This window comes from Candidatus Williamhamiltonella endosymbiont of Tuberolachnus salignus (genome assembly GCF_964019775.1).
Lineage (GTDB): Bacteria > Pseudomonadota > Gammaproteobacteria > Enterobacterales > Enterobacteriaceae > Hamiltonella > Hamiltonella defendens.
In genome coordinates this window covers 726,058-744,228 of sequence record NZ_OZ026471.1, presented here as the reverse complement: position 1 = coordinate 744,228, position 18,171 = coordinate 726,058, and the positions used below count along the sequence as shown (strand labels likewise).

Annotated in this window: 16 protein-coding genes; 11 read left to right on the top strand and 5 right to left on the bottom strand. The window is 40.1% G+C overall.

Annotated features, from left to right (window positions below; all coding sequences use genetic code 11):
* Positions 1 to 4: 4 nt before the first annotated feature.
* From AACL23_RS03505 to glyA, 3 genes are all read right to left on the bottom strand, one after another.
* The gene (locus AACL23_RS03505; protein WP_012737896.1) at positions 5 to 808 is read right to left on the bottom strand and encodes a PTS mannose/fructose/sorbose transporter subunit IIC; all 804 of its coding nucleotides are present in this window, start codon (positions 806 to 808) and stop codon (positions 5 to 7) included.
* Positions 809 to 859: 51 nt separating this feature from the next.
* Positions 860 to 1,870: a PTS mannose transporter subunit IIAB gene (gene manX, locus AACL23_RS03500; protein WP_100095986.1), complete on the bottom strand. Its 1,011-nt coding sequence runs from the start codon at positions 1,868 to 1,870 to the stop codon at positions 860 to 862.
* A 375-nt stretch (positions 1,871 to 2,245) separates the two neighbouring features.
* Positions 2,246 to 3,487, bottom strand: coding sequence for a serine hydroxymethyltransferase (gene glyA, locus AACL23_RS03495; protein WP_339050163.1), 1,242 nt, complete (start codon positions 3,485 to 3,487; stop codon positions 2,246 to 2,248).
* Between the two features lie 632 nt (positions 3,488 to 4,119).
* Between glyA and tolQ the strand changes: the two genes are divergently transcribed.
* The 10 genes from tolQ (at position 4,120) to AACL23_RS03445 (ending at position 14,734) form a co-directional block, all read left to right on the top strand.
* Positions 4,120 to 4,839 carry a Tol-Pal system protein TolQ gene (tolQ, locus tag AACL23_RS03490; protein ID WP_044612428.1) on the top strand — a complete coding sequence of 240 codons (720 nt, stop codon included), beginning with the start codon at positions 4,120 to 4,122 and terminating at the stop codon, positions 4,837 to 4,839.
* Positions 4,840 to 4,873: 34 nt separating this feature from the next.
* A complete protein-coding gene (gene tolR, locus AACL23_RS03485; protein ID WP_012737902.1) occupies positions 4,874 to 5,296 on the top strand; it encodes a colicin uptake protein TolR in 423 nt (140 codons plus the stop codon).
* A 43-nt stretch (positions 5,297 to 5,339) separates the two neighbouring features.
* Entirely contained in the window at positions 5,340 to 6,287 is a 948-nt protein-coding gene (gene tolA / locus AACL23_RS03480; RefSeq protein ID WP_100095988.1) for a cell envelope integrity protein TolA, read from the top strand.
* Positions 6,288 to 6,358: 71 nt separating this feature from the next.
* Positions 6,359 to 7,648 (top strand): Tol-Pal system beta propeller repeat protein TolB, encoded by a 1,290-nt coding sequence (tolB, locus tag AACL23_RS03475; protein ID WP_012737904.1) that lies wholly within the window; start codon positions 6,359 to 6,361, stop codon positions 7,646 to 7,648.
* Positions 7,649 to 7,687: 39 nt separating this feature from the next.
* Entirely contained in the window at positions 7,688 to 8,209 is a 522-nt protein-coding gene (pal, locus tag AACL23_RS03470; protein ID WP_012737905.1) for a peptidoglycan-associated lipoprotein Pal, read from the top strand.
* Positions 8,210 to 8,226: 17 nt separating this feature from the next.
* Positions 8,227 to 9,024 (top strand): tol-pal system protein YbgF, encoded by a 798-nt coding sequence (gene ybgF, locus AACL23_RS03465; RefSeq protein WP_100095989.1) that lies wholly within the window; start codon positions 8,227 to 8,229, stop codon positions 9,022 to 9,024.
* 503 nt (positions 9,025 to 9,527) lie between these two features.
* Positions 9,528 to 10,667, top strand: coding sequence for a JmjC domain-containing protein (locus tag AACL23_RS03460; protein ID WP_100095990.1), 1,140 nt, complete (start codon positions 9,528 to 9,530; stop codon positions 10,665 to 10,667).
* A gap of 97 nt (positions 10,668 to 10,764) precedes the next feature.
* A complete protein-coding gene (locus tag AACL23_RS03455; protein ID WP_422389620.1) occupies positions 10,765 to 12,063 on the top strand; it encodes a purine-cytosine permease family protein in 1,299 nt (432 codons plus the stop codon).
* Positions 12,060 to 13,157: a DUF917 domain-containing protein gene (locus AACL23_RS03450; protein ID WP_339050156.1), complete on the top strand. Its 1,098-nt coding sequence runs from the start codon at positions 12,060 to 12,062 to the stop codon at positions 13,155 to 13,157. Before AACL23_RS03455 ends, AACL23_RS03450 begins: the two co-directional genes overlap by 4 nt.
* Complete coding sequence (locus AACL23_RS03445) at positions 13,157 to 14,734, top strand: hydantoinase/oxoprolinase family protein (protein ID WP_339050154.1); 1,578 nt, start codon at positions 13,157 to 13,159, stop codon at positions 14,732 to 14,734. The genes AACL23_RS03450 and AACL23_RS03445 overlap by 1 nt, the downstream gene beginning before the upstream one ends.
* Before the next feature lie 48 nt (positions 14,735 to 14,782).
* Here AACL23_RS03445 and AACL23_RS03440 read toward each other — a convergent pair whose 3' ends face one another.
* Positions 14,783 to 15,523 carry a helix-turn-helix transcriptional regulator gene (locus AACL23_RS03440; protein WP_100095993.1) on the bottom strand — a complete coding sequence of 247 codons (741 nt, stop codon included), beginning with the start codon at positions 15,521 to 15,523 and terminating at the stop codon, positions 14,783 to 14,785.
* 710 nt (positions 15,524 to 16,233) lie between these two features.
* Here AACL23_RS03440 and AACL23_RS03435 point away from each other — a divergent pair.
* The gene (locus tag AACL23_RS03435; protein WP_100095994.1) at positions 16,234 to 16,527 is read left to right on the top strand and encodes a hypothetical protein; all 294 of its coding nucleotides are present in this window, start codon (positions 16,234 to 16,236) and stop codon (positions 16,525 to 16,527) included.
* Positions 16,528 to 16,745: 218 nt separating this feature from the next.
* Here the strand turns inward: AACL23_RS03435 and cpsG are convergent, their stop codons facing one another.
* Positions 16,746 to 18,122 (bottom strand): phosphomannomutase CpsG, encoded by a 1,377-nt coding sequence (cpsG, locus tag AACL23_RS03430; protein WP_100095995.1) that lies wholly within the window; start codon positions 18,120 to 18,122, stop codon positions 16,746 to 16,748.
* Positions 18,123 to 18,171 lie beyond the last annotated feature (49 nt).

The following is an 18,171-nucleotide window of genomic DNA, read 5'->3' as shown; positions in this document are numbered from 1 at the left end:
TGAATTAATCTAATTCGTTATCAAGATCATTATAAAGTTTGTTTGCATCAGATGGCTCAGACGCTGATTTATGATATTTCGGATTTAATTGGATATACAAAATCGCCATGACTATTCCGATGACACCCAAAGCGACAAGGTTGAACTGAATGAATGCGGCAGTGACAAATCCTAAATAAAAAAATGGCATCAGGTATCGAGCTCCCATCATATTGATGACCATGGCATAGCCGACTACCACGATAATACCTCCTGCAATATTTAATCCTCCTGTGACTACTTCAGGAATAGAACTCAGTAAGGCTCGTACTTCGCTGGTTCCAACTGATAAAGCAACAACCAGGACAGGCACAGCAACACGCATCGCTTGCAAAAATAAAGCGGAAATGTGCAAGAAGCTGATGCCTCTGAGATTGCCTTGCTCCGCAGCTCTGTCAGCAGCATGTTGAAAAGCAACAGTGATGCTACGAACAATGATCGTTAAAACCTGCCCTGCCGCTGCCAGAGGTATTGCTAACGCAATCCCTGCGCCGATACTTTGCCCTCCCGCTATTACTAAAATACTGGAAATAATAGAAGCCAAAGCCGTATCGGGAGCCATCGCAGCACCAATATTCATCCAGCCTAGGGCAATCATTTCAAGGGTCCCCCCTATGATGATCCCTGTTTTGAGATCCCCCAAAACCAAGCCAATCAAAGTACAGGCAACCAATGGACGATGAAATTGAAATTCATCTAAAACAGAGTCCATGCCAGCAATGCATGCAATAAAAAATATGAGTAAAATTTGAAGAGTCGTGATCTCCATTGAACTTTTCCTGCTGTTAATAAAAAGCTGAAACACAACAAAAAAATTAATTTATTCTGAATAAATTAATTTTTTATTTTTTATCTTACTGATTAAATCCATGATATTAGAGGAGATATCTGAAGGAACTTGACGAACATCCAATTTTACTCCTAGTTGAGATAATGTCGTAAATGCATCAATATCTTTCTCGAAAACCGAGATAGCATTGTTTATTTTGATTTTACCTTGAGTATAAGCCATACCCCCTACATTCACTGACGAAATCTTCACTCCCCCTTCAATCAACCGTAGTACATCAGAAGGATGAGTAAATAGCAGCATGACTCGATCATTTGCATATTTAGGATTGTGATAAACACGAATCGCCTTGTTAATATTGATAACATGACCACTGACGCCAGGCGGCGCAACCTGTTTTAATAAACTGATTCGCATTTGATCTGCTGCGACTTCATCACTGACCACGATAATGCGATTTACATTGGTTTCTTTGGTCCATCGAGTGGCTACTTGCCCATGAATTAAACGATCATCAATACGAACTAATTGAATCTTCATGTGGCCCTGATTCTGTGGATCATTTACAGATGCTAAATTGAAGCGTTCAGATTCGGGATGAATATTCAAAGAAGGGAGATTCGATTTTTTCAGAGCAGGTTCGTTACTCATTTTAGACGCTTTGATTCCAGCACTCCCTGTTTCCAATGCGATAGAAACTAATTGAGATAAAGAAATGTCATCATCTCGCGCCATCAAAACTTCAATCAGCATCGGCACGTTAACACCAGAAATCGCTTCATAATTTTCTTTATCAGCAATTATTCTATTTGCTGCATTAAAAGGGCTTCCACCCCAAGTATCCAATAAAAACAACACCCCATCCTGGGCCTGCAAAGTTGCTAATATTTCATGATATTTATGTACTAATGTTTCCGTGTTTTCCCCTGGCAAAAAGTCAACATAAGCCACGTTTTTTTGTTGACCTATCAGCATTTCTGCTGTTTCTAAAAGGTATTTTGCACAATTTCCGTGTGTGCCAATGATAATAGCAATATTCACTTGCTGACTCCCCAATATTACATTTAATAAAAATAGACGTGTTTGAATTTAAAAATGTACCTGACACATTTTCCCTGTCTATACAATCTGAAACGTCTGTTGTTCTACTTATCTCACACCTGAGACGGTATCGTTTTGCATATCACTCGAATAATTCGCTTGATAAATGGCTTTATAGTAAGAAGATTTTTTTTTAATATTATACTTTGATTAACCAGAATTAAAACTAATATTCACCTAAGAAAAGATGTGAGCAGAAAATGACCGTATTCATTGAAGGGTAGGCTAATTGAAACTTGTTTTTAATATCAATAAAAAAGAAATATTGTTTTATGTTGATGAATCAATATTTCTTTAATAAAATTTTTAAAAAAATCAATAAACAGGAAAGCGCGCGCAAATAGACAGCACTTTTTCCTTAACATTATGTATCAATTTTTCATCTTGAGTATGATCTAATAAATCACATATCCAAGCTGATACTTCACGTGCTTCTTCCTCTTTAAACCCTCGTTTTGTAATTGCTGGAGTCCCAATCCGTATACCCGATGTGATAAAAGGACTTTTGGGATCATTGGGCACCGTATTTTTATTCACTGTAATGTTAGCACGGCCCAGCAATTCATCTACCTCCTTTCCAGTTAAGCCTTTATCTACTAAATTCAGTAAAAATAAGTGATTTTCTGTTCCACCTGAAACAATTTCATAACCCCGCTTTAAAAATATGTCGACCATCGCTTTGGCATTTTTTACCACTTGCTGCTGATAAATTTTAAATTGAGGTTCCAAGGCTTCTTTGAATGCTACGGCTTTTGCTGCAATCACGTGCATTAATGGCCCCCCTTGAATTCCTGGGAAAATCGCCGAATTGAGTTTTTTATATAATGATTCATTGCCCCCTTTTGCAAGAATTAAACCACCCCGAGGGCCAGCCAAGGTTTTGTGAGTGGTGGTAGTGACCACATGCGCATGAGGCAGCGGCGTTGGGTAAACGCCCGTTGCCACTAAACCTGCTACATGAGCCATATCAACCAATAAATAAGCCCCAACGCTATCTGCAATAGTGCGCATTTTTCTCCAATCAACGATACCTGAATAAGCAGAAAATCCTCCAATAATCATTTTGGGTTTGTGATCTGTTGCCAATTTTTCTAAAGTGCTATAGTCAATTTTTCCTTTTTGATCAACACCATAAGGAACAATATTATACAGCTTTCCTGAAAAATTGGCTGCAGATCCATGTGTTAAATGGCCGCCATGATTTAAATCCATCCCTAATACCGTATCGCCAGGATTGAGTAATGCCATATAAACAGCAGTATTCGCTTGTGAGCCTGAATGCGGTTGCACATTTGCGTAATCAGCATCAAATAATTTTTTTGCTCGTTCTATTGCGAGTTCTTCAACGATATCAACATTTTCACATCCACCGTAATAGCGTTTACTCGGATATCCCTCCGCATATTTATTAGTCAGCTGTGAACCTTGAGCCTCCATCACAAGATGACTTGTGTAGTTTTCAGACGCGATTAATTCAATGTGTTCTTCTTGACGTATTATTTCCTGCTCCATGGCGCGCCATAGATCAGCATCATACTCTGCAATATTTTTTGACATGAAAATCTCCTAATGATTTGGTTTTTAGTATGGCCACGTCAAACCCGACATACCTGTCCTGGAGCAAACGGGTTTAAAGTTTACATCAGATTTTTCATGTTCTACAAGAAGGCGGCGATATGATTTGGGTTGTTCCGGCTTGTGGCAACGTTTTCTGAATGTTTTGCCTGGTAAGATCCATTATAGGTTTACGATTCAAGTAGGTTTATTTGTTTCTAAATGATAAAAAATCTTGATTTTTGTATTACTTTATGTGATTTAGCAGAAACTTTTTTAAGTTTTAAAGTAATAACTTTTATTGCATTTATTTTTATTCGAATTATCTTGCTCTCACTATTTGTGTGTTGTTGTAAAACCTTTTGTCATACTGACTAAAACGCTATTAATGGCACTGAAAATTTATATTTTCAAAAAATATATGTCTTCTCGCTTTTATACCTGGAACACTTATTTGGCGTCTTTTTTTTTGCTATTATCAGGATTTTTGGCTTTAGCCGTTAAATCGAAGTGATACTTGGTCTGAGTTTCACTCATAAGACCGGTGTAAAAAAGTAGATGTATATAAAATAAGCAGAATCATAAAGATTTACTTTAATGAAATATTGACTGTAATGATAGTCGTGGAGTTTTTTGTGGCTGAAATGAGTATTTTAGATTTGTTTTTGAAGGCAAGTTTTTTGGTTAAAGGTATTATCTCAATATTAATCTGTTTTTCTATTTTTTCATGGGCAATTATTCTTAAAAAAACAAGCATTTTAAGATCAGCTACAAAGGCAGCCAATGCTTTTGAAAACAGATTCTGGTCTGGTATTGAGCTGTCGCGTTTGTACCAACAAAGTGATGATCGACGCGATAAGCTTTCCGGTTCAGAGCAAATCTTTTATTCTGGGTTTAAAGAATTTGTTCGTTTGCATCGTGCACATCATCATGTTTGTGAATCCGCTGTTAAAGGGGCAGCCCGAGCCATGCGTATTTCGATGAATCGTGAGCTGGAAGCTTTAGAAACGCATGTTCCATTTCTTGGTACCATCGGATCTATTAGTCCATATATTGGTCTTTTTGGTACAGTTTGGGGCATTATGCATTCTTTTATAGCATTAGGTGCCGCAAAACAAGCGACCTTACAAATGGTAGCGCCTGGGATTGCAGAAGCTTTAATTGCCACCGCGATTGGCTTGTTTTCTGCTATCCCAGCCGTTATGGCTTATAATCGTTTTAATCAAAATATTAATAAAATTGAGCAAAATTACGATAACTTTGTAGAGGAATTTATTGCTATTTTGCATCGTGAGGTTGTGACTTCTGAGACGGATAAAAACTCTATAATAAATACAAAAGCGGTCCAACAATAAACACCTGGATCACTTTGATAGAAAAGGTTATTTAATGCGAATACGTGGTCGTCATCGTCGTGAGCTGAAGCCCGAAATTAATATGGTTCCATTGCTCGATGTATTATTGGTACTTTTGCTTATTTTTATGGCAACGGCGCCTATTATTACTCAAAGTGTTGAAGTCAACCTACCTGAAACAAGCCACTCTAAAATGGTAGATGGAAATCATTCCCCTGTGATTATTGAAGTGTCTGGGACAGGTCAATACGCTATGATTATTGATCATAAAAGAATGGAAGCACTCTCAGAGCAACAATTAATCTCTGAAGCAAAAATGCAGCTGAAAAACAATTCAAAAGCGATTTTTTTGATAGGGGGAGCTAAAGAAGTCGCTTACGATGAAATCATGAAAGTGCTCAATATGTTACATCAGACCGGCGTCACTTCTGTCGGTCTGATGACACAGACGATATAAATTTTAAATTCATTCAATCTGATGATTTATTTGGAAGATAACTTTGGAAAAGTTTACTAAAGAGAATAAATTAAATTATGCTCTTATTCTTTCGGGCTTTTTGCATTTGATCTTCATCATTTTCATTATTGTCAATTCCTCCAGGTTCAAACTGAATAAAGGAAGTCAGGGTGATAAAGATAACGTCATAGATGCGATTATAGTAGACTCATCTGCAATGACAGAAAAATACCAACCTCAGAAAAATCAAGGAGCAGAATCAAAACTGGTGTTAGAAAGGCAAAAAAAAGAAGCACAACAGCAAGCGGAAGTATTATTGAAAAAACAGAATGAAGAACAACAGCGTTTAAAAATTTTAGAAGAGGAACGTTTGCAAGCACAAGAAAATGAAAAACAGGAAATTATAAAAAGAAAGCGCCAGATGGAAGAACAGCATCAACGTTTAGTCGATCAACAAAAACAGATCGACTCTGCGATTAAAAAAGCACAAGAAGAGCAAGAACAAGTTAAATTGGCCGCCGCCAAAGCAAAAATAGAGGCCAGGCGAATCAGGTCTGAAATAGAAAAAAAAGCGCAGGCTGAACAAAAAAGAAAAAAAGCAGTGGCAGCAGCCAAAAAAAAGTCTGAAAACACAACAAAAAATGTTGATCAATTATTTGATGCTTTGGCATCGCCTCAAAATACGCCTAAAATCCAGACGACTGAAAGAGGAAAAAAGGGATCGGATACTGAAATAAAAAGTTATTTAAATCAAATTATACAAGCGATTCAAAGTAAATTCTATGATGCCAGTCTTTACAAGGGCAAAACGTGTCATTTACGTATTAAATTAGCCCCTGATGGAAAATTAATCAGTATTAGAGAGGAAAGCGGAGATACTGATCTTTGTCAAGCGGCGGTAGCAGCAGCAAAGCAAGCACATATTCCTAAGCCACCCAACAAAGATGTTTATCAAGTATTTAAAAACTCTTCTCTGGTTTTTACACCATAATCATCTATAAAAATCTCGTTTTTACTTTCTATAAAGTTGTTGGAATGATTTGATAGAATAAAGGAAATAAAATGAAGCCTGTATTTAAAATGCTACTCAGTCTGTTGATATTATGGACTTCTTTATTACATGCACAAGTACGTATTCAAATCACTCAAGGGGTTGATTCAGCCCGACCTATTGCTGTTGTACCATTTAAGTGGCTAGGCACTGTTGAGCCGCCAGAAAAAATAGCGGACATTATTAGTTCAGATTTACGAAATAGCGGCAAATTTAATCCGATTGATCCTTCTCGAATGCCAGAGAAACCTTTTACTGCCTCGGAATTGATCACGTCTTCTTGGTATGGTTTAGGTGTGGATGCTGTTGTAGTCGGTCAAATTCAAGCCGGGGCTGATAATCACTATTTAATTTCTTACCAGCTGGTAGAACTTTCATCAGGGACAGTGCTAACACAAAATCAATATAAAGTGACTCAACAATGGTTACGTTATGCGGCGCATAGTGCCAGCGATGAAATTTTTCAAAAATTAACAGGCATTAAAGGAGCTTTCTCTACTAGAATTGCTTATGTTGTACAAAAAAACACTCGCCAGCTCCCATATGAACTAAAAATTTCTGATTATGACGGTTATAATCCATTTGTTGTATATCGTTCATCTCAACCATTGATGTCCCCTGCTTGGTCTCCTGATGGTCAAAAATTGGCTTACGTGAATTTTGAAAGTGGCAGATCAGCTTTAGTCATACAAAATTTAGCTAGTGGTAGTATTCAAAAAATAGCGAATTTTCAAGGTCATAATGGTGCCCCGGCATTTTCTCCAGATGGGGCTAAATTGGCTTTTGCTTTATCTAAAACTGGGAGCCTTAATATTTATATGATGGATCTTGCTTCTGGAAACATCACTCAAATCACGGATAGTCGCAGCAATAATACAGAGCCTAGTTGGTTTCCGGATAGTCGGTACTTAGCTTATACCTCTGATCAAGCAGGTCGGCCTCAAGTTTATAAAATTGATATCAGCGGTCATGGTGTACCACAACGAATCACCTGGAATGCAAAGCAGAATCAAAATTCAGCTGTCAGCCCAGACGGGACATTTTTAATTTTGGTGAATTCAAAAGATGGGCAACAGCATATTGCCAAACAGGATTTAAAAACCGGTGATGTTCAAATATTAACAGACACATTGTTAGACGAAACGCCCAGCATCGCGCCTAATACGACAATGGTAATCTATAGTTCTACTCAGAACGCGAATTCAGTACTACAGCTAGTTTCAACAGATGGGCGCTTTAAAGCCTTATTACCAGAAGTGGACGGACAGGTAAAATTTCCAGCATGGTCGCCTTATTTGTGATACAACCTCCCTCTCTCTTAACTAAAAAGGTTTAAAATGATGAAATTCAATCATAAAATACTCAAACGCCTCACTTTGGCTCTATTTATTTTTTCTGTAATGGCTTGTACCTCTCATAAAAATACAAATCATTCTGAAATGGGAGCTGAAACAACGGATATTAGCACGGATATGAATGGTAATTCAGGTGTGTCTTCTGCTGATGAACGGGCTCGAGCACAAATAGAAGGATTGCAAAAAACCAGTGTGGTGTATTTTGATTTTGATAAATACAACATTAAGCCCAATTTTGCTGAGATACTTAATGCCCATGCTGATTTCTTACTTAATAATCCCTCTTTTAAAGTCGATATAGAGGGACATACAGATCAAAGTGGTACATCAGAATACAATATGGCTTTAGGGGAACGTCGGGCTAACGCTGTAAAGATGTACCTCCAAGGTAAAGGTGTTTCTGCTCAACAGATGTCAATTGTATCTTATGGTAAAGAAAAGCCAGTTTATCGGGGTAATAACAAAGAAGATTATTCTCAAAATCGTAGAGCTGTGTTGATTTATTAATAAAGTGAGCAAATGAAATGAACAGTAACTTCAAACAGCGATACAGTTTGTCGTTACTGATTGGCGCATTAACAATTCCATCCACCACGATGGCTAAAGCGCCCGTCAGTCAACTAAACTCAGAATCTCTGGAATATCGTATTACGCAGCTTGAGCGTATTTCTGGCGGTCGTGGTCAGTTACTAACAGAATATGAACAAAAAATTGCCGATTTACAGCAGGATGTAAATGATTTACGGGGGCAGATTCAAAAAAATCAGTATGAGATTGAGCAAATAAAAAAGAAACAAAGCAATCAACAGAGCGATATGTCTTTTAAAAATGATAAAACCGAGATACAAGCCATAACTCTAAAAAATACAGATAATAAAAACAGAGCAACAAAAGTAGCCACCCCAGAAAGTAAAAATAATGAAAAAAAGGATTATGATGCGGCACTTTTTTTTATTTTTGAAAAAAAAGATGATGATCAAGCGATCATCAAGTTACAACATTTTGTAGAGGAGTATTCGGAATCCATCTATCGACCTAACGCATATTATTGGCTAGGGCAGCTTTTTTATAATAAAGGAATGAAAAATAAAGCCTCTTATTATTATGCCGTGCTTGTTAAAAAATATCATAAATCGCCTAAAAGGCCAGATGCCATGTTAAAAGTGGGTATGATCATGCAGGAAACAGGTAAAACTGATAAAGCAAAGCAAATTTATCAAAGAGTCATTGAGGAATATCCTCTAAGTGCCGCTAAAAAAGAAGCTCAGAAAAAACTGAATGCGGCTAAAAAAAATAAGTATTCCCCATTTTCACCTTCCTGAGTCACTTACCGTTATGCCTTTTTGTGTCTGTCAGCTTAGCTTCAATCTACTGCAAATAAATTTTTCACTTAAACTTTTTCTATTTTAGTTAATTAACTAGCTAACTGTTGTTAACACTGGCATATTTATGCCCGATAAATTAACTAGCTTTTTGTATAGATGCAATTTTTTACAATAGTATGTATATAACTGGTATATATTTTATATATACTTATTCGATTAATGGATTAATCTAAGCATTCATCTACACTTTTTGACCACAAAAATAATAAAGCTGTAAAAGAAAACCTCATTTTTGCTCATCAAAGAGTGCTATGTTTTGGACTGGAAATTGTGGCCTCGTGTGATGAGAAAAACGTCTAAAGTCTATGCTACACCCCATCAATCTCAGGTTAAAATTACCGACGAAACGTTCATGAACATCTCCAACAGTGGCTTCATCCTTATATTGTTGATTTTTATTAATTTTGCCTAGCTATAAATAGGGGGGGAAGGCAAGTAAGATGTATCTGATGATAAACTGGCAGGATTTTTTACAACATTACTGGCAAAAGCATCCTATGTTGTTAAAGCAAGCTGTTGTTAATTTTATTAACCCAGTTTCACCTGATGAGCTGGCTAAACTGGTGATAGAAAAAGCACTTGAGAGCCAGCTCATTAAAAAGGTTAATGGAAAATGTCAAGTAGTGCATAATGTTTTCAATGGATATAAATCGTTAGGTCGGCATAACTGGTCACTAAAGGTTCAGGCAATTAATCATTGGCATAGACCTGCTGAAGAATTCATGTATTTGTTTCGTACTTTTCCCGATTGGTACAGAGAAGATTTAACGGTGTCTTTTTCAGTACCCGGGGGTGGGCTAGGCCTATATGCTAAAACATCTGACGTATTTATTATTCAAGGTATAGGGCGCAGCCGATGGCGTATATGGAATCCATTATCATCGGTTGTCCACTACGATCAAAAGAATTTTTTCCCATCGATTATTAACGAAGAGCTGGTCTCTGGTGACGTTTTGTATATCCCCAAGGGCTTTCCCCATGAAGCAATTTCGTCAGAAACTGCCTTGAGCTACTGCATTAATTTGTGGACAGACAACAGCCTTCGTATGATAAGGAACTGGACTGAGTCTCTTTCAGACAAAAATCATAGAGGCATTGAGTATTCCCCCTCTCCTGATTTGCTTATGCGTGACGACCCTACAGAAATTCTGCCTCAAGATATTACCGCCATTCAAAACATAATGAACCAATTTTTACTACAGCAGCGAGATGATCTCGAAACCTGGTTTGGTCAGCAGATGTCTCAATCATCTTACGATTTACCTATGGCTCCCGCGGCTCAGGTTTATCAACCATCACAAGTTCAATCAATATTGCAGCAGGATATTTCATTATGCCGCTTAATGGGTCTACGCATGTTACACATCGGCGATCGTTATTTTCTCAACGGTGAATCACTTGCATCGAATTATGCTGACGCATGGAATATCATGGCGCATAACACGACGATTAATGGATATATGCTTAGAAAATTCATAGATGATAACGATTTTATGACACAGTTAACCTTGCTTATCAATAAAGGGTATTGGTATTTTCAGGGTATCAGCATGAAAAATTTTTTTGACATAAACGTTTGAAAAGAATTTTTTATTTTTCATAGGATATGTCCCAGCTACCTCCTCGAATTAAACGAATGTGATTTATCTAAACAATACCTAACCATTGGTGGAAATTATGAAAAATAAATTACCTAATACCCATGATTTTTCTTTTATGCGCGTACCATTGGATTGCCGCTACAGTCTTTTTACCATGGTCATGGTGCGTATTGGGATTATGACGGCCCTTGGACAATTTATGCTGGGTGCCATGCTGGGCCATGCTATGCCTTTTTATGATGCTTTGCTGGCAACTTTTCTTGGAAGTATGCTGTTGGAATTTGTGAGTTTGGGACTCGGAATTGCCGGAGCACGTGAGGGGTTTTCTACCAGTCAATTAGCACGATGGTGCGGATTTGGCCTTTATGGGTCATCTATGGTCAGCATACTCATCGTTTTGAGTTTAATAGGCTGGTTTGGTGTACAGAATGCTATTTTAGCGAATGGTCTGAACTATGCCCTGAATAATAAGCCAGGATTTGTTACCAGTGCCCTAATGTCGGGATTGGGATTAACGGCATTAATGACATTCGGATTTCGAGCTCTGGGATGGATAGCTATAGTTACAGTGCCCTTGTTTATGCTGGTCGTAGGTTGGATCGTCTGTGAACTGCTGGCGGGATATCATTTAATCGAATTGATGACCACCCTGCCTACAGGACAGCCAATGACCCTGGGTATGGCAGCGACTGCAGTGGGAGGAGGCTATATCGTCACCTCTGTCACCACAGCTGATATTGGGCGCTATTGTCAAAATAGTCGTCATGTTTTCTGGATGATTACTTTGTCTATCATCGTGGGTGAATTCGTGGTAAATAGTATCGCGATACTTATTGCCCACGCTCTTAATACCTCCGACGTAGTGACCATTATGACACAAACCGCTGGCTGGATTGGTCTGTTGGCCGTCATACTGTCGGCGTTAAAAATCAATGACTCCAATCTTTACTCCTCTTCTCTGGCCCTGCTCAGTGCGGTAGAAGGCATCAGTGGCCGCAGGTTATCCTATGTCGGATTAACACTCGCGCTCGGTACAGCTGGCACATTGCTGACGGTGGCAGGCATTCTTGAGCAATTTACCGGTTTTTTAATACTGCTGGGGGTCATATTTCCCCCTGTCGCTGGTGTGATGTTGTGCGATTATTGGCTATTGAAAACTCATCGGGTGGAACTTGATGAAAGTCTTCGTCAGCAACAGCTGCCTGACCCAAAAATCCTTCCAGCCGTGGGTTGGAACGGAGTCATTGCTTGTTTGGCTGGGATCTTAACCGGGCTGATGATTAAGATGGGTATTCCCTCTTTGAATTCACTTTTGGTGTCGATAACGGTTTACGCGCTGCTTAACGGTTATCCCTTTAAAAAGGCTGTCAAATGACCTGGCTAGACTTGGAAGCGATAGAACATATTAGCTATGGTGCCTCTGTTCTCGCCAGTGGCGGCGGCGGAGATCCCTATATCGGTAAAATTATGGCACAGCAGGCAATTCAACAGCATGGGCCGATTCGGTTGCTTGACTCCGAGGTATTCCAAACGCACGAGCTGCTTTTATCCACTGGCATGATAGGCTCACCGACTGTTATGGTAGAAAAAATCCCAAACGGGGAAGAATCTATTGTCGCTTGCCAGTGTATGGAAAAGCACTTGGGCCGTACCATTGCTGGCATTTATCCTATTGAAGCAGGTGGTATTAACTCGCTGCTTCCACTGGTAACCGCCTGTCGTTTGGGATTACCTGTGGTCGACGTTGATGGCATGGGCCGTGCGTTTCCAGAATTTCAGATGACCACCTTTTATCTCGATGGGATTAACGTCTCAACCTTTATCATAGCAGATGAAAAATTGAACACCGTATTGGTCGACGCTATCGACAGCCATCAGGCTGAAAAATTTGCCCGTGCAGTGACAGTGAAAATGGGAGGTGCCGCGATTTTTGCCGCTTCGCCTATTTCACCCACACAGGCAAGAAACTCAGGTATAAAAGGCACAATCAGTTTTATGCGGCATATCGGTAAAAGGATGGAGCAGGCTCGCGCAGCCAGAGAGAATTTAGTGGATACCTTGGTCGGTTTACTCAGAGGCCATGTTTTGTTTCGTGGCAAGGCAATACGGGTAAATCAGCGCAGCGAAGATGGGTTTACTCGTGGGATAGCGATTTTTACAGGTGTAGACGAGAATGTCGGCGGTCGCTTTGAAGTGCTGTTTCAAAATGAATACCTTCTGGCAAAACAGGAAGAAATACCACTATGTATCACCCCTGATTTAATTATCCTGCTTGACGAGGACACGGGCTTGCCGGTTCTTGCTGAAAGGCTGAGTTATGGTATGCGTGTGGTGGTGATTGGGGCCCCTGCTGACGATAAATGGCGCACTTCGCGAGGTATCGAAGTATGTGGGCCAGGTTATTTTAACTACCCTGATGATTATAAACCCGTTGAGATGCTAGCGATGGCACCTAAAGGAGCGATCTAATGAATTATTCGATGGGTATTGATGTGGGGGGCACTCATACTGATGCGGTACTACTAAACTCTCAGCAGGAAATAGTGGCCTTTACTAAACAGCCCATCACTGCTGATGTGATGCAAGGCATTGGGCGCGCAGTTGAAGTCATCCTTGCCCAGTCGTCAATCAATCCCGCCCAAATTGATCGGGCGATGCTGGGTACAACCCACTGTACCAACGCTATAGTCGAACGCAAAAATCTTGAACCTGTAGCACACTTTCGTCTAGGTGCCCCCGCAACTCTGGCAGTGCTTCCTTTGGTTAATATACCGGCAAATTTTCGTGAAAAGTTATCGGTACATCTGTTTACCGTTTCAGGTGGATATCACTATGATGGCCAGCTACTGGCAGTACTCGATGAAGAAATGATCCGACGCCAGCTTTACTCGGTAAAAGGTCTGGTCAGCGCAGTTTCGGTTTGTGGTGTATTCTCCCCGGTGATGGATACTCAAGAACGTCTAGTGGGAGAAATAGCTCAGGAGATCTTGAGGCCTGATATTGCGATCTCTTTATCATCAGAAATCGGCTGTATCGGTTTACTCGAGAGAGAAAATGCGGCGATATTGAATGCAGCTCTCTGCGGTGTGGCTCAAAGTTTGACCAACGGATTTAAGGAAACGCTGTTGCAGCACAACATCAGTGCTCCGCTTTATTTTGGTCAAAACGATGGCACCTTAATGCCAGTCAAACAGGCACGACGCCTCCCTATTCTGACGATTGCTTCTGGTTCAACCAATAGCATCTGTGGTGCTGCCATGTTAACGGATCTTGAGGATGCACTGGTGGTAGATATTGGTGGCACCACTACTGATGTGGGTGTATTAAAAAACGGGTTCCCTCGTCAATCTTCGCTAGCAGCAGAAATTGGTGGAGTACGTACCAGTTTTCGTATGCCGGATATTACCTCGATCGGTCTAGGGGGTGGCTCTTTAGTGACTTTCGACTCTGATGGTACGATTCATGTGGGACCGAAAAGTGTAGGTTACCAGTTGACTCAGCATTCGCTCGTGTTTGGTGGTGACACCTTGACCGTGACCGATATCGCGGTAGCGAATGGTTGGGCTAATATAGGCGATCCGGGCAAACTGGCTCACCTTTGTTCCAAACAGATGCAACGGGTCGCCTCCCACTATGTGGCAATGGTGGAGAGAACCCTGGAACGAATGAATACCTCTCTTAGTGATATGCCGGTCATTTTGGTGGGTGGTGGAGCTTGCTTGTTACCCATCGGATTGCGAGGAGCTTCAAAGGTGATAAGGCCTGCGCATGCCTCAGTAGCGAATGCCACTGGTGTTGCGATTGCTAAGGTCAGTGGTAGTGTTGACACTATTGTTTCTACCGGTACTGAGACGCTGGAAGCCTGTTTGTTGCAGGCGGAAAAACAGGCACGAAAAGCGGCAGTGGAAGCCGGAGCGATACCTGATACGGTCAGAATTATCGAGCTGGAATCTCTGCCACTTGGCTATATGCCGGGCAATACAGTGAGAATAAGGGCCAAAGCGGCGGGCACACTCAGTACTTGTCTCTCGCCAGATCAGGACTAACGATCCCTGTTTTTTGTCAGGAATCGTTGAATGGAGATCATAGTGCCCCTAAAGACTCATATCCAGTAGCTTACTGTCGGGGCTCAGAAGTTTTTGTGGAAAGTAATGATGATAACCTTTATCCCTGCAGTAATCGTTGAATTGAGACAAAGAGTGAGTCCCTGCTTTTTCGTAAATTACCTGTAGTTTATTTTCCACCGTACGGTGAGATAACCCCAGATGAAGAGCAATGAGCTTGCTACTCATATTTTGCAACACACAAAAAATAACCTCGAGTTCCTTTTCGGTAAATATGTTTTCCGGCGGATAAAATAAAAAATAACCGGGTTTAGCATCCTGTAATAATCGTTTTTTGAGTAAAATTTCCTCAACTTTTCTGGCGTGAAAAATGGTACCAATACACAGTCGGCTATGCGCTTCATAGAGTGGGTACTTGTCAAAATAATAAGGGCGCATCAATTGATCAGGTTCGTATGGGTGGATTTCAATCGAGCAAAGACGATCCTGTCGTTGCATTGTCTGGCGATCATGCTGTTGAAAGTGAGGGGCGAAATCTGCTATGGGTGAGGGTAATTGATCATCAAGGTGACCGACAATACAGAACGTTGCGGGATTAATATTAAGAAGACGGTAATATGCGCGATTAGCGTAAATATATTTTGAATCAACATCCTTGACTCCCCAAGGCTCCTGTGAAGTTTCCCATAACATCACGAACTGTGGCGGCAAAACATCAGAAGCTTGAGTCGTATCAGGAAGAGAATTCGTGATTTTTTTTAGACTGTTCACATCAATGCACCCCGTTTTTTAGATTGCAGCTCCATATTGAGCGTTATTACAGCCTTTATAGTTTAAAGAGGCTCGATGTCATCCGTATTCTCCTCATTCTCCTCACGAATTTTATGGCAATTTAGGAATCCAGGGGATTGCCTGTCGTTGTTATCAGTAGAGTTTGCTTAAAAAAGGTAAATACACTGTTGCATGCCCGCTAAAACTCAATTTTTGATCATAACCACTAACATAAGTTTTTTTGCTTTGCAATGGTGTTTGATATGATTTTCAGTGCAATCAAGCTATCAATCACATTGAAGGTAGGGTGATAGATGGGTAAAAGTTTCAATGTTAGAGGTGAGAAGAGGATAGTGTATTCTTAGTACTTTTGAACGGAGTCACGCTGGTGATACTGGCAGCACAGGCGGTGCCTTATAAAATAAATGAGCACACGGACATCACTTTTAAAAAATTATAAGTTGCTTTTTTGTTAACAGTGCCATAACAGAGTAATTTAAAAACGTTAAGAAAAGAAATGACAAAAAAGAAGCTGAAATCAAGTTTATTGAAGCGCCATCAAAAAATATAAAAAACGCGCACTTTATTTCATTTAATCAGGTTTTTACCTGATGGTTTTATAGCCTTTATTTTAGTTAAATAAAAATAAACCTTTTTAAAAAAAAGATTAAAAATTTTTTAATTTAAATTTACTAAAATGAGAGTGTATTATGTGCAAAATTTCAGAAATAACAACAGTTAATAGTTCAAAATTGGGGTGCTTTAATAACTCGACAAAAAATTCAATGGCAGGGGTTATAACTGGGGTAAATAATGTCTATATAACTCTAAGAGAATTTTTCTCCAGCTTTTTTTTTAAAACCAGCAATAGAGAGTACAACTTTTCGGATAAAACTGAACAATGGATAACAGGAAATAAGGCTAGCTCAACCCTCTCAGTTCAGCATGTCCCAGTGACAATAGAGTATAATTTAGGGGCTAGTGGCTCTGAATGGATGAAATAGTCGGACCGCGCTCCAGCTTTGAACGGGTAGTCAGTCGGCATGAGGTCCAGAATGGCTAAAAATGAGATAATCTGTGTTTTCCACCCATTGTAGTGCTTGATATTATTTTTCATCCAGAAAGAAGATTATTTTTATTTCATATTCACCGTAAAGAACTGGGTAGTTTTTATAAAAACATTACGATTCAATGACTCAACTTTGTTAAAAGTGCCATATCATTATCGAGCATTTAATAACGTTAATATTTCAGCGGTTTTTTCGTCTAACAGCGCTTTATTGGCACGTGATTCTACATTAAGCCGAACCACAGGTTCCGTATTCGAAGAGCGAAGATTAAAACGCCAATCTTTAAATTCCATACTGATACCATCCGTTTCATCTACAGACAACGCATTTGGTTGATATGCGGCCCGAACACGCTCAATCGCCTGAGTCGGATTCGCCAACTGGCAATTAATTTCACCAGACACAGGATAAGCCGCCATGCGTTCTTCCACCAGTTGTTGTAGTTTTTGGCCTTTGACACACAGGAGCTCGGCAATCAACAGCCAGGGGATCATCCCAGAGTCACAGTAAGCAAAATCGCGAAAATAATGATGGGCACTCATCTCGCCGCCATAAATGGCATCTTCTGAACGCATACGCTCTTTAAGAAACGCATGGCCTGTTCTCGACATAACCGCTTTACCCCCATACGCCTTCACTGTATCGATGGTGTTCCAGCTTAAACGGGGATCATGAATAATCCGGGCGCCCTGTTCTTTTTGTAAAAAAGCTTCTGCCAACAAGCCGACCATATAATACCCTTCAATAAATTGGCCTCGATGATCAAAGAAAAAACAGCGATCGAAATCACCATCAAAGGCGATGCCCATATCAGCACCTTCTGCCAACACCGCATCGGAAGTCGCTTGGCGGCGTTCTGGCAACAGTGGGTTTGGGATCCCATTAGGAAAAGTGCCATCCGACTGATGATGCATTTTGACCAGTGTCAAAGACATTTTGAGCGTATTGAATCGATTTTCTAGCATATCAATCACAGGGCCTGCGGCGCCATTGCCACTGTTCACCACTAACTTTAAAGGCATAGTGAAATGGGCAGGCGTGATATAACTCATCAAATGATCGATATAGGCTGTCATGGTCGAGATTTTTTTATAACAGCCTGTCGAACGGTGTTCTAGAGGTGAGAATGCATTTAATTCAGCTAGTTTTTGGATCTCTTTGAGCCCTGTATCGCCACTGATAGGGCGAGCCCCTTTTTGCACGAGTTTCATCCCATTATAATCGATGGGATTGTGGCTGGCAGTGACTTCAATACCCCCGTCCAAGCCAAGATGAAAGGTAGCAAAATAGATTTCTTCTGTACCTGAGACACCGATATCCAACACATCTACACCGCCTGCTTGTAAACCGCGAGAGAGGGCGCACTTGAGGCTTTCGCTGCTTAAACGCACATCACCACCCACGACGACGGTTTTGGCTTTAGTCAATTCCGCATAAGCTCGACCAATGCGATAGGCGATTTCTTCATTGAGTTCTTCACCTAAGCGCCCACGGATATCATAAGCTTTAAAACAGGATAATTTAGGCATAATTGCGCTTTTAAAGTTATAAAATGAATGATTCATCGGAGAACAGTAT